12 protein-coding genes are annotated in these 12,839 nt (G+C 66.6%); 2 read left to right on the top strand and 10 right to left on the bottom strand.

Features of this window, described 5'->3' with window-relative positions; translation table 11 throughout:
* Window positions 1-22: 22 nt before the first annotated feature.
* The 4 genes from PFX98_RS13745 to PFX98_RS13730 form a co-directional block, all read right to left on the bottom strand.
* Window positions 23-1,036 (bottom strand): beta-ketoacyl-ACP synthase III, encoded by a 1,014-nt coding sequence (locus PFX98_RS13745; protein WP_285231069.1) that lies wholly within the window; start codon window positions 1,034-1,036, stop codon window positions 23-25.
* Window positions 1,033-2,157, bottom strand: a complete 1,125-nt coding sequence (gene plsX, locus PFX98_RS13740) for a phosphate acyltransferase PlsX (RefSeq protein WP_285231068.1) — start codon at window positions 2,155-2,157, stop codon at window positions 1,033-1,035. The genes PFX98_RS13745 and plsX overlap by 4 nt, the downstream gene beginning before the upstream one ends.
* Window positions 2,158-2,382: 225 nt before the next feature.
* A complete protein-coding gene (gene rpmF, locus PFX98_RS13735; protein WP_285231067.1) occupies window positions 2,383-2,568 on the bottom strand; it encodes a 50S ribosomal protein L32 in 186 nt (61 codons plus the stop codon).
* 201 nt (window positions 2,569-2,769) lie between these two features.
* Complete coding sequence (locus tag PFX98_RS13730; RefSeq protein ID WP_285231066.1) at window positions 2,770-3,333, bottom strand: YceD family protein; 564 nt, start codon at window positions 3,331-3,333, stop codon at window positions 2,770-2,772.
* Window positions 3,334-3,371: 38 nt separating this feature from the next.
* Here PFX98_RS13730 and PFX98_RS13725 point away from each other — a divergent pair, with 38 nt between their 5' ends.
* Both PFX98_RS13725 and PFX98_RS13720 read left to right on the top strand, forming a co-directional pair.
* Complete coding sequence (locus tag PFX98_RS13725) at window positions 3,372-3,983, top strand: Maf family nucleotide pyrophosphatase (protein ID WP_285231065.1); 612 nt, start codon at window positions 3,372-3,374, stop codon at window positions 3,981-3,983.
* Complete coding sequence (locus PFX98_RS13720; RefSeq protein ID WP_285231064.1) at window positions 3,980-4,768, top strand: SAM-dependent methyltransferase; 789 nt, start codon at window positions 3,980-3,982, stop codon at window positions 4,766-4,768. Before PFX98_RS13725 ends, PFX98_RS13720 begins: the two co-directional genes overlap by 4 nt.
* Here the strand turns inward: PFX98_RS13720 and PFX98_RS13715 are convergent, their stop codons facing one another.
* From PFX98_RS13715 to PFX98_RS13690, 6 genes are all read right to left on the bottom strand, one after another.
* The gene (locus PFX98_RS13715) at window positions 4,769-6,250 is read right to left on the bottom strand and encodes a DEAD/DEAH box helicase (RefSeq protein WP_285231063.1); all 1,482 of its coding nucleotides are present in this window, start codon (window positions 6,248-6,250) and stop codon (window positions 4,769-4,771) included.
* A 48-nt stretch (window positions 6,251-6,298) separates the two neighbouring features.
* A complete protein-coding gene (locus PFX98_RS13710) occupies window positions 6,299-7,393 on the bottom strand; it encodes an MraY family glycosyltransferase (protein ID WP_285231062.1) in 1,095 nt (364 codons plus the stop codon).
* A 38-nt stretch (window positions 7,394-7,431) separates the two neighbouring features.
* Window positions 7,432-8,580, bottom strand: coding sequence for a GNVR domain-containing protein (locus tag PFX98_RS13705; protein WP_285231061.1), 1,149 nt, complete (start codon window positions 8,578-8,580; stop codon window positions 7,432-7,434).
* 41 nt (window positions 8,581-8,621) lie between these two features.
* A complete protein-coding gene (locus PFX98_RS13700; protein ID WP_285231060.1) occupies window positions 8,622-10,571 on the bottom strand; it encodes an SLBB domain-containing protein in 1,950 nt (649 codons plus the stop codon).
* Window positions 10,572-10,681: 110 nt separating this feature from the next.
* The gene (wecB, locus tag PFX98_RS13695) at window positions 10,682-11,818 is read right to left on the bottom strand and encodes a non-hydrolyzing UDP-N-acetylglucosamine 2-epimerase (protein WP_285231059.1); all 1,137 of its coding nucleotides are present in this window, start codon (window positions 11,816-11,818) and stop codon (window positions 10,682-10,684) included.
* Window positions 11,811-12,821 (bottom strand): SDR family NAD(P)-dependent oxidoreductase, encoded by a 1,011-nt coding sequence (locus tag PFX98_RS13690; protein ID WP_285231058.1) that lies wholly within the window; start codon window positions 12,819-12,821, stop codon window positions 11,811-11,813. Before PFX98_RS13690 ends, wecB begins: the two co-directional genes overlap by 8 nt.
* Between the last annotated feature and the right edge of the window lie 18 nt (window positions 12,822-12,839).

Genomic DNA, 12,839 nt, shown 5'->3' with positions numbered 1-12,839 from the left:
GATGTCTCGTTTCCTTGAGTTCTTAGAAGTCGAGCAGCACGGCGCCCCAGGTGAAGCCACCGCCCACGCCTTCCAGCATCACGGTGTCACCCGATTTGATCTTGCCGCTGCGCACCGCCACGTCCAACGCCAGCGGAATCGAGGCCGCCGAGGTATTGCCATGCTCGTGCACGGTGACGATGAGCTTGTCCATGGGCATCTTCAGCTTCTTGGCCGTGCCCTGCATGATGCGGATATTGGCCTGGTGCGGGATCAGCCAGTCGATGTCGGCATCGCTGCGGCCGGCCTTGGCCAGCACCGAGCGTGCCACCTTCTCGAGCACGCCCACGGCCAGCTTGAACACGGCCTGGCCGTCCATCTTGAGCAGCGGATCGCCCAGTACCTGGCCACCGGCGACGGTGCCCGGCACGCACAGGATGTTGGCATGGCTGCCGTCGGCATGCAGCTCGCTGGCGAGGATGCCGGGGGTGGCGCTGGCGCCCAGCACCACGGCACCGGCACCGTCGCCGAACAGCACGCAGGTGGTGCGGTCCTTGAAATCCAGGATGCGCGAGAACACCTCGGCGCCGATCACCAGGGCCTTGTTGGCAGCACCGGTCTTGATCATCGAATCGGCCACCGTCAGGGCATAGACAAAGCCCGAGCAGACCGCCTGCACGTCGAAGGCCGCGCCGCCCGCGATGCCCAGCTTGTGCTGCAGCAGGCAGGCGGTGGACGGGAACACCATGTCCGGCGTGGAGGTGGCGACGATGATGAGATCGATCTCGCTGGCGGCGATGCCGGCCGCCTCGAGCGCGGCGCGCGCCGCCGGCAAGGCCAGATCGCTGGCCGCAACACCCGCGTCGGCAAAGTGGCGCGCCCGGATGCCGGTGCGCTCGACGATCCACTCATCCGAGGTTTCGATGCCATCCTTGGCCAGCTGCGCAGCCAGCTCGGCATTCGTCAGGCGCTTGGGAGGGAGGTAACTGCCCGTACCGAGGATGCGGGCGAAGCGGGGGGCCGATGTTCCGATGGGGGTGGCGCTAGTAGTCGTCATGCAGCTTGGGCGGCGCTGGCCACCTTGTCTCCTGCATCGCCGGGCGCGGGCTCGCCCGTCTGTGCGGGCATGGCTTGCAGCGTGGCGATGATGCGGTCGTGAACCCGGTCCAGCAACCGGTTGCGGGCGGCATCATACGCCCTGTTCAAGGCCGTCTCGAAGGCCAGGGCGTCGGCCGAGCCATGGCTCTTGAACACCAAGCCGCGCAGACCGAGCAGGGCCGCGCCGTTCAGGCGGCGATGGTCGACGCGGTTCTTGAAGCGTTGCAACACCGGCAACGCCAGCAGCGCAATCAGCTTGGTGAGCAGGTTGCGGCCGAACTCCAGCTTGATGAAGGTGGTCATCATGGTGGCCAGGCCTTCGGCGGTCTTGAGCGCCACATTGCCGACGAAACCATCGCAGACCACCAGATCGGTCGTGCCCTTGAAAATATCGTTGCCTTCCACGTTGCCGTAGAAGTTCAGCTGACCCGCGGCCGCGGCCTGACGCAGCAACTCGCCGGCGCGCTTGATGGTCTCATTGCCCTTGATGACCTCTTCGCCGATATTGAGCAGGCCCACGCTGGGCTCGGCCTTGCCATCGACGGCCGACACCAGGGCCGAACCCATCACCGCAAACTGCAGCAGATGCTCGGCACTGCAGTCGACGTTGGCACCCAGGTCCAGCATGGTGGTGAAGCCGCCGCGCTGGTTGGGCATCACGCTGGCAATCGCGGGGCGATCGATGCCTTCCAGGGTCTTGAGCACATAGCGCGCCACCGCCATCAGGGCGCCGGTATTGCCGGCCGAGACGCAAGCATGCGCCGCCGCCACGCCATCCACCGCCTTCAGCTGGTTGATGGCCACGCGCATCGACGAATCCTTCTTGCGACGCAGGGCGACTTCGAGCGGATCGTCCATCTCCACCACCTCGGTGGCGGGCACGACGGTGCAGCGCGGCCAGGCCTTGGCTTCGGCCAGCGCCTCGCCACGCCCGACCAGCAGCAGCTCGGCCTGCGGATGCGCCGCAAGAAAGGCGCGACAGGCCGGCAGGGTCACGCTCGGGCCGTGGTCGCCACCCATGCAATCGACGGAGAGGCGCACCACGCCATCGGCGGGCTGAATGGGGACGGAAGAAGACATGGGAACGGGAGGTGTGCAGCGGAGCCTGGCGTCAAGCCGGCGACCTTACGCGAGGCGCATGACAGGAACAAGCGGGCGCACCCGCAGACCAGGTGACGGGCGCGGCGCCCCGATCACAGCGACCAGACAGCACAAAAGCCCGGCAACGCGCAAGCGATGAGCCGGGCTTTGTACAAACATGCGAAGTGCGTGCGGCGCGCCGGGGCGGCCGCAGCCATCCATGTCTTAGGAGGCGTCAGCCTTGGTCTTCAGGACCTTGCGGCCACGGTAGAAGCCATTGGGGCTGATGTGGTGACGCAGGTGCACTTCGCCCGTGGTGGGCTCGACGGCGGTGCCCGGAGTGACCAGGGCATTGTGCGAACGGTGCATACCGCGCTTGGACGGCGACTTCTTGTTTTGCTGAACGGCCATGATTTCTCCTTCGGCTTCGGTGATTGAGGCTTGCTCGGCGGGTCACGGTGTCTTGGCGCACCCGAGATGCTCGAGTGTTGCTTAAGACCAGCCCGCCACCGACGCCTCGGCGTCCCGGTAAATCAAATTTTCGATTGATGAACCGGGAAAGCCCGCGATTCTAGCACGGCTTCCGGCCCGGAAGAAAGCCCGACGAGCGGCTTACTGCGTGCGGCCCTTGCCCTTCAGCGCCGCCAGGGCGGCGAAGGGATTCGGCCGCTCCTCTTCGATGGCCGCATCGTCCGCGTCTTCCAGCGGGCGCGGCAGCGGCTCCGGGCAGCTGTCGTGGCGCGGCACCAGGGGCAGCTCCAGCAGCAACTCGTCTTCCACCAGCTCGCGCAGATCCAGATGGCGCGTGAGGGTCAGCACGTCCTCCTCGCTGTCGGCATCCAGCTCGGCGGCCACGGCCTCGTCGCGCACAAAGCGGAACCAGCGCGCGAACGCCACATGCGCCTCCACCGGCTTCAGGCAACGCTGGCAGGTCAGCTGCGCGCGGGCATCGGCCTCCAGATGCAGCCAGATCTCGGCCTCGCCGCCACGCGGAGTGCGGCGCTCGCCGCGCACCGTCCATTGCACCGGCGGCCAATCGCCTACGGGCGCCTCGGGCGCCGCGCTGTCGGCGATGCGCTCCAACGTGCTGGCAGGCCAGCTTCCCTGCAGGCTGGCGCCATCGCGGGCAAAGGCCTCGACATCCAGCTTGAGGGGGTCAACAACTCGCTCTTTCATGCCGCAAGTGTAAGGGCGCCGATGGGACAATCCGCCCCATGAGCATCCTGCCCCGCCCCCTGATCCTGGCCTCCACCTCGCGCTACCGCCGCGAACTGCTGGAACGCCTGCGCCTGCCCTTCGACGTCTGCTCGCCCGAGGTGGACGAAAGCCCCCTGCCCGGCGAAACGCCTGCCGCCCTGGCCAACAGACTGGCCCTGGCCAAGGCGCAGGCCGTGGCCACACGCTTCCCCGACGCCGTGGTGATAGGGTCGGACCAGGTGGCCGATCTGGACGGCCAGAGCATAGGCAAGCCCGGCACGCATGCGCGCGCGCAGGCGCAGCTGCGCAGCATGAGCGGCCGCAGCGTGGTGTTCCAGACCGCCCTGGCCGTGGTCTGCCGGGTGAGCGGCTTTGCGGCGCAAGACCTGGCCCCGGTACGGGTGCGCTTCCGCGAACTCAGCGATGCCGAGATCGACAACTACCTGCACGCCGAGCAACCCTATGACTGCGCCGGCAGCGCCAAGTCCGAAGGCCTGGGCATCAGTCTGCTGAGCGCGATTGAATCCGACGACCCGACGGCGCTGATTGGCCTGCCGCTGATACGCACAGCGCAGCTGCTGCGCCAGGCCGGCCTCGACCCGCTGCTGCACAGCGGAGCCGCACGATGAGTGGCGCCAAGCCGGGGCGACTCTTTCTCGTGCCCAACACGCTGGACTTCGGCGTCGAGGGGGCCGCAGTGGACCTGCGCGAGGTGTTGCCCGAGCAGGTCATCAGCACCGCAGCGCGCCTCACCTACTGGGCAGCCGAGAACGCCAAGACCACGCGCGCCTTTCTGAAACGGGTGGATGCCATCTGCCCGCTGGCGCAGCCGCTGCAGCAGCTGCAGATCTCGGAGTTGCCACGCCCACCAAAAGGTCAAAACAACGGCCAGCGCAAGCCGACGCCCGAGACCGACAAGGCCTGGCAGGCGCTGCTGGCCCCTGCCCTGGCGGGCCACGATCTGGGCCTGATCTCCGAGGCCGGCCTGCCGGCCGTGGCGGACCCGGGCGCGATCTTGGTGGCGGCAGCGCATGCCGCCGGCATCGAGGTGGTGCCCATGAGCGGGCCCAGCTCGCTGCTGCTGGCCCTGGCCGCCAGCGGCCTGAACGGCCAGAGCTTTGCCTTCGTGGGCTATCTGCCGGTGGACGCGGCACAGCGCGGCGCGCGCATCCGCGAGCTGGAGGCGCAATCGCTGCGCCAGCAGCAGACCCAGCTGATGATAGAGACGCCCTACCGCAACAGCGCCTTGCTGGAGGCCTTGCTGACGCAGCTGAAGCCGAGCACGCGCCTGTCGATCAGCTGCGGCATCAGCCTGGCGCAGGGCTGGACGCGCAGCGCCAGCGTGGCGGAATGGCGCAAGCTGCCGACCAGCTTGCCGGACAAGGTGCCGGCGGTGTTTGCCCTCTTGGCCTGATCAGGACTCGGCGGTCTCGGTGGCTTCGGCCACCGGCGCACGCTTGGCACCGAACAGCGCCGCCACCTTCTTCTTGGGCTTGATGTAGCTCGACAGGCCCTTGCCCACCGATGCGGCATTGGCAGGGGTCTTTTCCCAGGCCGCCGCCTCGCCGTTGTTGCGTGCCTCATAGGGCTGGTCGAACAGCGGGTCACGCGGCGCCGCGGGCGCGCGGTAGCTCGGGCGCGGGGCGGCCGGCGCGGCTGCCATCGGCTCGGCCGGACGGTCCTCGTATTCGCGACGCGGGCGGCGCGGCCGCTCCTCGTCAAGCTCGATCGCATCCAGGTCGATCTTCTTCTTGATCAGCTTCTCGATGTCGGCGATCAGACGCGCATCCGATTTGCCCACCAGGGTCACCGCAACACCCGATGCGCCGGCGCGGCCGGTACGGCCGATGCGGTGCACATAGTCTTCGGCATTGAAGGGCACGTCGAAGTTGAAGACGGCGGGCAGATCGGCGATGTCGAGGCCACGTGCGGCCACATCGGTGCACACCAGCACATCGACCTCGCCGCGCTTGAAGGCTTCCAGCGCCTTCAGGCGCTCGTCCTGCGACTTGTCGCCATGCAGGGCATTGGTGCGCAGACCGTCGCGCTCGAAGGAACGCGCCAGGCGTGCACAGCCCAGCTTGGAGTTCACGAACACGATGGCCTGCTTGATGCTGCGCTCGCGCAGCACCTTCAGCACCGCCGGGCGCTTCTCGTCATCGGTGACGCTGTAGAACAGTTGCTCCACATTGGTGGCGGTGGCGTTCGGGCGCGCCACTTCCACCAGCTGCGGGTTCTGCAGATAGCTTTCGGCCAGGCGCTTGATCTCGGGCGAGAAGGTGGCCGAGAACAGCAGGGTCTGGCGCGTCTTGGGCAGGTAGCTGAGGATGCGCTGCAGGTCGGGCAGGAAACCGATGTCCAGCATGCGGTCGGCCTCGTCCAGCACCACGTACTCGACCTGGTTCAGCACCGCATTCTTGGCCTCGATATGGTCCAGCAGACGGCCCGGCGTGGCGATCAGCACCTCGACGCCGGCCTTCAGTTGCAGCGTCTGCGGCTTCATGTCGATGCCGCCAAACACGCAGGCCACGCGCAGATTGGTGTGCTTGGAATAGGCCTTGACGTTGTTGGCCACCTGATCGGCCAGCTCCCGCGTGGGCGCCAGCACCAGCGCGCGCACCGGGTGGCGGGCCGGCGAGGCACTGCTGTTCTCATGCTTGAGCATGCGCTGCAGCAGGGGGATGGAGAACGCTGCCGTCTTGCCGGTGCCGGTCTGGGCCGCGCCCATCACATCCTGGCCCGCCAGCACGATGGGGATGGCCTTGGCCTGGATGGGCGTCATGCTGGTGTAGCCGGAGTCATCCACGGCTCGCAAGAGCTTGGCGTCCAGGGGCAGCGTATCGAAGCGCGCAGGCGTCGGATCGGCAGCGACTTCGTTCTCTTTAATGTCGGTCATGACCTCGATTATCGCCTGAGAGCGCGATACCTCGGGTTTTCACTGAATTCAGCGCTTGAAGACGAGCCAGCGCGGCGTGCGGAAACGCACGATGCGCCAATAGGTGCTCACATAGGCCAGCGCGAACAGCAGCAGCGCAATCGCCAGCGCGCCGGTGTCATCCCACCAGATCACCGCCGGGATGGTGGAGAAGGAACACACCACCCATAGATAGGGCGCGGTGAGCGAGTTGCGACGCGTCAGCACCTTGGCGTCGCGGCTGCCGATGGCCCAGCGCATCAGGCGGCGATAGATCAGGCTGTGCAGGTGCACGCCGTCGGGCATGCCCATCGGCCGGCCGCGCACGACCTTGCGCCGATACATCGAGAACACCGTCTCCACCACCGGATAGGCACACAGCAGCAAGGGGAAGAGTGGCGAGACATCCGGATTGCGCGCGATCAGCAGGATGCTCAACTCGGCCAATACAAAGCCCAGGAAATAGGCCCCGCCGTCGCCCAGGAACACCAGGCCCATCGGGTAGTTCCAGACGAAGAAGCCCAGCGTCGCGGCCACCGCCAGCAGGGCGCTGATGGCAATCCATGGGTCACCGACGGTGAAGGCCACAGCCGCCACGCCGGTCAGCATGATGACGCTGCACATCGAGGCCAGGCCATTGAAGCCGTCGATGATGTTGATCGAGTTGGCCACGCCCGAAACCACGAACACCGCCAGCACGACCGCGCCGATGGAGGTCGCGGCGATGGCATCCACGCCGGGGATGGAGGTGTAGCCGATGCGCGCATTCAGCAACCAGGCCCCCAGGAAGGCCGCCAACACCAGCGCCAGCATGCGCCAGGCGGGGCTGATGCGCTTGGTGAAGTCCTCCAGCAAGCCCGCGCAGAAAGCAGGCAAGGCGCAGACCAGCAGCGCCAGCGTGGGCTCGCGCACCTCGGCCGATTTGTAGGCCCAGAGCAGTGCGCCTGCCGTGAACCCGACAAAGATGCCTATACCGCCCACACGCGGCACCGGCCGCGCATGGAACTTCTGCGGACCGGAAAAATCGTGGTCCGCCGAGAGCCGCGCATGCAGGCGCGAGGAGCGTACGATCAGCAGGGTCAGCACCACCGCGACCGCGAAGCTCAGGGCAAATGTGGAGAACATGGGGGCTTGGTTCGGCTCCGAAGGGGTTGGGCCCCCGCTTACGCACGCCCCCACAGAGCCGGCCAGATCTTGCCCAGCTTGGCGCGCTCTTCGGGCGTGCTGTCGCCCATGCGCCAACGCGCACGCATCAACACGAACAAGGCCATCAGCACGCCGCTCACCAGCGTGGCCGAAAGCGCGATCACCGCGCGCTTGGGCTTGCTCTTCTTGTCCGGCACCTGGGCGGCATCCACCACCTGCACCAGACCACCCTCGCGGCTCTCGTCCACGCGCGCCAATTCGTACTGGCGCGAGAACAGCTCGAACAGCGTTTCCTGGTACTTGTACTCGCGGTACTTGCTGATGTAGCCGGCGCCATTGTCGGGCGCGGCGTTGCCGGCACTCTCCAGCTTGTCCAGTTGCGCCTTCAACGCCGCCATGCCGGACTGCTGCTGCATCACCTCGGGCGCATTGGCCGTGAAGTTGCTGAGCATGGCCTGCAGGCGCACCTGCGCGGCGGTGTACTCGGCCTTCAGCTTGGCATAGCCCTCGGCGGCCGCCTTGGGCTCTGCCTTCAAGGCGCCGGTGGAGATGCCGCTGTCCGCCAGGCCCTGCTGGGCAGCGGCGAGGCGTTGCTTGGTTTCGCTCAGATGCTTCTCGAAGAAGACCTTGCGCTGCTGCGCTTCGGTGATCGCCAGCTCGGAGGTGATGCGCCGGAACTCGTCGACACTGGCATTGGCCAGCGCGGCGGCGCGCTGCGCGTCCTTGTCATCGAACTCGATCGTGATTAGGCCATCGCGCCGCCCGGCCGCAACCCGCAGATTGGCCCAGAAACGGCGCCGCACATCCGAGCGCAGTTCCTCGTCATAGACCTCGGCCAGCTTGAAACGCTCGATCAGGCGGTCGGCCACGGTGGTGCTCTGCAGCAGGGCCACGTATTGATCCATCGGGCTCTTGATGCCAGCCGCGCCGCCGGCCAGGCCCGCCAAGGCGCCCAGCGACGATAGCGCCGAGGTCGCCAGCGACTGCTGCTGCTGCGGCGGCAAGAGCACCACCGCAGCGGTGAAGGTGGGCTTGACCAGATAGGTCGCGCCCAGCGCCAGGCAGCCGATCAGGAAGGAGGCGCCGACGATCTTGCGCGTGTGACGCGCCAGTTCCAGCACCAGGTCCAGGCCGTCGGCACCCGCAGGCCCTGCCTGCGAACTCATGGGGTTAGTCGAATTCAAGGCTGCACTCGCGTGTTCGGGGCTCACTTCAGGTTCTTGAGTGCCAGCGCACCCAAGCCGAATTGATAAAGGATCTGCGACCAGTCCTTCAGATCCTGTCTGTCACCAACGCGGAACATGTCCTCGGGCACGAAGATGGTGTCGCCCGGCAAGGCCTGCAGGGCCTCGACCCGGCCGCCACCGAAGTTCCAGCCGGCGCGCGCCAGATTGCTCACCACGCTGCCGTTGGCGCGCACCACGAAGACGCTGCCCTTGTCGGCACTGCGCGTGGCACCACCGGCCATGCCCAGGTACTGCTCGAGCGAGCGGCCGGCGGTAAACAGATAGCTGCCGCTGTTGAACACGCTGCCGTAGACGTTGACCGCCGAGGGTTTGGCGGGCACGTAGAGGCGGTCGCCATCCTCGATCGAAAGTTCGGGCAACTGCGCGTCGGCGGGGCCGAACTGCAACACCACCCGGCCGGTCGGCTGCACCGAGCGCAGGCGATCCAGCAGGCGCGATTGCTCGGTACCGCGGGCCACCGTGCTGTCGCTGGGCGCCACGACCTTTTCCTTCTGCGTCACGGAGGCGCGCGTCAGCTCCGCTTCCAGATCACGCAAGGCACGGTCGTAGTTTTCAATCTGCGACACGCGCACCGTTTCGCGCGTGAACTCGGCGCCGTACAGGAAGGCCTCCAGCGTCAAGCCGCCCGCCGCGTTGAGCGCGTCGCGCAGCGAACTGCCAGCGGGCAGCAGGTAATCGCCGGGGCGCTGCACCTCGCCTTCCACGCGCACGCGCTTGCTCTGGCGCAGCGCCGGGCGCGCCATGTCGGCCACGCTCGCCACCCGCAGCACATCGCCATTGCCGATGGGCTGGCTCAGGTCCTTCTTCAGATCCACGTCGCGCAGGGCCTGGCCCACGCGCTCATCAAGCCGGTGCACCACCGCCGTGTTGCGGTTCGCCACGGCCGACAGGCCGCCGGCCATCGCCAGCGCATCCGCAATCGTCTCGTTGCCCTTGAGCTCGAACACGGCCGGCTTGTTGACGCTGCCGATCACGCCGATCTGTGCGCCCACCGCGGCCACATGCACCACGTCGTCGTTGCGCAGCACGCGGTCACCGCTGCGGTCGCCGCGCAGCAGCAGGTCATAGAGGTCGAAGTTGCTCACCAGTTGGCCGCCGCGGCGCAGCTGGATGCTGCGGTAGCTGCCCACGCCGGTGGGGCCACCGGCGGCCATCAGGGCATGCAGCACGGTGGAAAGCCCGCTCACCGAGAGCGCGCCGGGCTTTTGCACGAAACCGGTCACATAGATGCGCACAGCGCGCACCTGGCCCAGGGCCACCGACAGGTCGAAATTGCGGAACTGGGCCGCCACGCGTTGCGAGATCACCTGGCGCAGGTCGGCGTAGCGCACGCCTGTGAGCGAGACCATGCCAACGCGCGGGATCGCGATGCGGCCGCTGCGATCGATTTCCAGGCGCAGATTGGCTTCCACCGAGCCCCAGAGATTGATCATCACCTCGTCGCCCGGGCCGAGCAGATAGTCGTCGGGCACCAGGCTGGCGCCTTCGGTGGCGGCCTCGGTGTCAAAGTTGCGGCCGGTCACCAGGTCGGCACCGAAACGACGCAAGGCATCGCGCCCTTCGTCGTCCAGACGCTCGCCCTGCACCTTGGTGATGCCAGCCAGCTGGCGCACAAAGAGTTCGAACTCGCTGGGCTTGTAGACGGGCTTGACCCAGTCCTGATCGGCATCACGGCGATCGCTGCGGCTGCCGTCCTTGCCGCTGCGATCCTTCTCGCCATTCTTCTTCTGCGAGAGTGGCTGGCTCAGCCGCACCGGCCCGCCCGAGGTGGGCAGCTGGTCGTTGGAGATGCCCGGGATGGCCTGCGCCAGCGCGGGTTCCTGCAGCACGGCCGCCAGCAGGAGCATTGACAGCAAACCCGTCCAGCGACGGGCGGTGAAGGCAAAGGCACTGCGAAGTGGTGAGGTCATGGGCACAAAGCGTCGTAGGCCAGCCGCCGGTGCGGATAGGCAGGGCCGAGCCAGGCTCGGCGGAAAACTGGGCGCGATTCTAGCGGCCGGCAAGGTCGATAACCCTGAGCTCAGACGCCGGGCTTGCGCCAGACCTTGCGGTTCACGAAACCGGTGTAGCTGACGATGATGCGCAGCACCTTGTCGGAGACATTGGCGGGCGCGTAGTCGTTCACCAGGCGCAGCAGGCGTTCGTCGCCGCGCGGCTGGGTTGCCAGGATGGCCAGGCCATCGAGCACGCGCGCCACGTCCAGGCCCACCATCATCACCGCCGCCTCTTCAAACCCTTCCGGCCGCTCGTGCACCTCGCGCAGGTTCAGGGCCGGGAAGTTGAGGATGGATGATTCCTCGGTGATGGTGCCGCTGTCCGAGAGCACGGCGCGCGCGCCGCTCTGCAGCTTGATGTAGTCCAGGAAGCCGAAGGGCTTCATGAAGTTCACCAGCGCATGCATGGGCTGCTGGGCCAGCAGTGTCTCCAGGCGCTTGCGCGTGCGCGGGTGGGTGGAGACGATCACCGGCTCCTGGTACCGCTCGGCCAGGGTGTTCATGATCTGCAGCAGGCGCTGCAGGTTCTCGGGCGAGTCGACGTTTTCCTCGCGGTGCGAGCTGACGACGAAGTACTTGCCGGCCGTCAAGCCCTGGCGCGCCAGCACGTCCGAAGCCTCGATGCCGGGGCGGTAATGCTCGATCACCTCGCGCATCGGGCTGCCGGTGCAGATCACCTGGTCGGGCGGCAGGTTCTCGCGCAGCAGGTAGTCGCGCGCGATCTGGCTGTAGGTGAGGTTGATGTCCGAGGTGTGATCAACGATGCGGCGGTTGATCTCCTCGGGCACGCGGAAATCGAAGCAGCGGTTGCCCGCCTCCATATGGAAGATCGGCACCTTGCGGCGCTTGGCGGCAATCGCGGCCAGGCAGCTGTTGGTGTCGCCCAGGATCAGCAAGGCATCCGGCTGAGTCTGCTCCAGCACCTTGTCCACATTCATGATCACCTGGGCAATCGTCTCGGCCGCGGTGGCGCCGGCGGCCTCCAGGAAGTGATCGGGCTTGCGGATGCCCAGATCGCTGAAGAACACCTCGTTGAGCTCGTAGTCGTAGTTCTGGCCGGTGTGCACCAGCACATGCTCGCAGTGCTTGTCGAGCTGGGCCATCACGCGCGAGAGTCGGATGATCTCGGGCCGGGTACCGACCACGGTCATGACCTTAAGCATGCAGGGCCTCCTTGATGAGGTCCAGCTGCAGCAGCACCTGCTTGACCTCGTCCACCGTCAGGCGCTTGGTGTTGTGCGAGGTGTAGTCGTCGATGCTGGAGATGGCCGTCTCGCCCTCCACAAAGTACTTGGCGTAGTTGAGGTCGCGCGAGTCGGCCGGGATGCGGTAATAGCCCCCCAGGTCCTCCGAACGCGCCATCTCCTCGCGCGAGACCAGCGACTCGTACAGCTTCTCGCCATGCCGCGTGCCGATGATCTTGATCTCGTTCTCAAGCTTCAGCAGCTGGCGCATCGCCTCGGCCAGATCGCCCACCGTGGAGGCCGGCGCCTTCTGCACAAAGATGTCGCCCGGGCGCGCATGCTCGAAGGCGTACAGCACCAGATCCACCGACTCCTCCAGCGACATCAGGAAGCGCGTCATCGCCGGGTCGGTGATGGTGAGTGCCTTGCCGTCCTGCAGCTGCTGCAGGAACAGCGGGATCACCGAGCCGCGCGAGGCCATCACATTGCCATAGCGCGTGGCCGAGAGCACGGTCTTGCTGGGGTCACAAAGGCGCGACTTGGCCACCATCACCTTTTCCATCATGGCCTTGGACATGCCCATGGCGTTGATGGGATAGACCGCCTTGTCGGTGGACAGCACCACCACGCGGCTGACGCCTTGCGCGATGGCCGCACGCATGACGTTCTCGGCGCCGATCACATTCGTCTTCACCGCTTCCATCGGGTAGAACTCGCAGGACGGCACCTGCTTGAGCGCGGCGGCATGGAACACATAGTCCACGCCATTGAGCGCGTCGTGCACGCTGTCGTAGTCGCGCACATCGCCGATGTAGAACTTCACCTTGTCGCTCTTCAGCGCAATGCGCATGTCCTCCTGCTTCTTCTCGTCGCGGCTGAAGATGCGGATCTCGGCGAAGTCGGACTTCAGGAAGCGCTGCAGCACCGCGTTGCCGAAACTGCCGGTGCCACCGGTGATGAGCAGGACTTTGTCTTTGAACATGGAATGGAACTCTCGAAA

The organism is Paucibacter sediminis (genome assembly GCF_030254645.1).
In the GTDB taxonomy this organism is placed as follows: Bacteria; Pseudomonadota; Gammaproteobacteria; order Burkholderiales; family Burkholderiaceae_C; genus Paucibacter_B; species Paucibacter_B sediminis.
This window is presented reverse-complemented; position numbering and strand designations above follow the sequence as displayed.

Excerpts from the sequence above, each read along its gene's own strand:
- PFX98_RS13745 (WP_285231069.1), bottom strand. The coding sequence starts at position 1,036 with ATGACGACTACTAGCGCCACCCCCATCGGAACATCGGCCCCCCGCTTC.
- plsX (WP_285231068.1), bottom strand. The coding sequence starts at position 2,157 with ATGTCTTCTTCCGTCCCCATTCAGCCCGCCGATGGCGTGGTGCGCCTC.
- rpmF (WP_285231067.1), bottom strand. The coding sequence starts at position 2,568 with ATGGCCGTTCAGCAAAACAAGAAGTCGCCGTCCAAGCGCGGTATGCAC.
- PFX98_RS13730 (WP_285231066.1), bottom strand. The coding sequence starts at position 3,333 with ATGAAAGAGCGAGTTGTTGACCCCCTCAAGCTGGATGTCGAGGCCTTT.
- PFX98_RS13725 (WP_285231065.1), top strand. The coding sequence starts at position 3,372 with ATGAGCATCCTGCCCCGCCCCCTGATCCTGGCCTCCACCTCGCGCTAC.
- PFX98_RS13720 (WP_285231064.1), top strand. The coding sequence starts at position 3,980 with ATGAGTGGCGCCAAGCCGGGGCGACTCTTTCTCGTGCCCAACACGCTG.
- PFX98_RS13715 (WP_285231063.1), bottom strand. The coding sequence starts at position 6,250 with ATGACCGACATTAAAGAGAACGAAGTCGCTGCCGATCCGACGCCTGCG.
- PFX98_RS13710 (WP_285231062.1), bottom strand. The coding sequence starts at position 7,393 with ATGTTCTCCACATTTGCCCTGAGCTTCGCGGTCGCGGTGGTGCTGACC.
- PFX98_RS13705 (WP_285231061.1), bottom strand. The coding sequence starts at position 8,580 with ATGAGTTCGCAGGCAGGGCCTGCGGGTGCCGACGGCCTGGACCTGGTG.
- PFX98_RS13700 (WP_285231060.1), bottom strand. The coding sequence starts at position 10,571 with ATGACCTCACCACTTCGCAGTGCCTTTGCCTTCACCGCCCGTCGCTGG.
- wecB (WP_285231059.1), bottom strand. The coding sequence starts at position 11,818 with ATGCTTAAGGTCATGACCGTGGTCGGTACCCGGCCCGAGATCATCCGA.
- PFX98_RS13690 (WP_285231058.1), bottom strand. The coding sequence starts at position 12,821 with ATGTTCAAAGACAAAGTCCTGCTCATCACCGGTGGCACCGGCAGTTTC.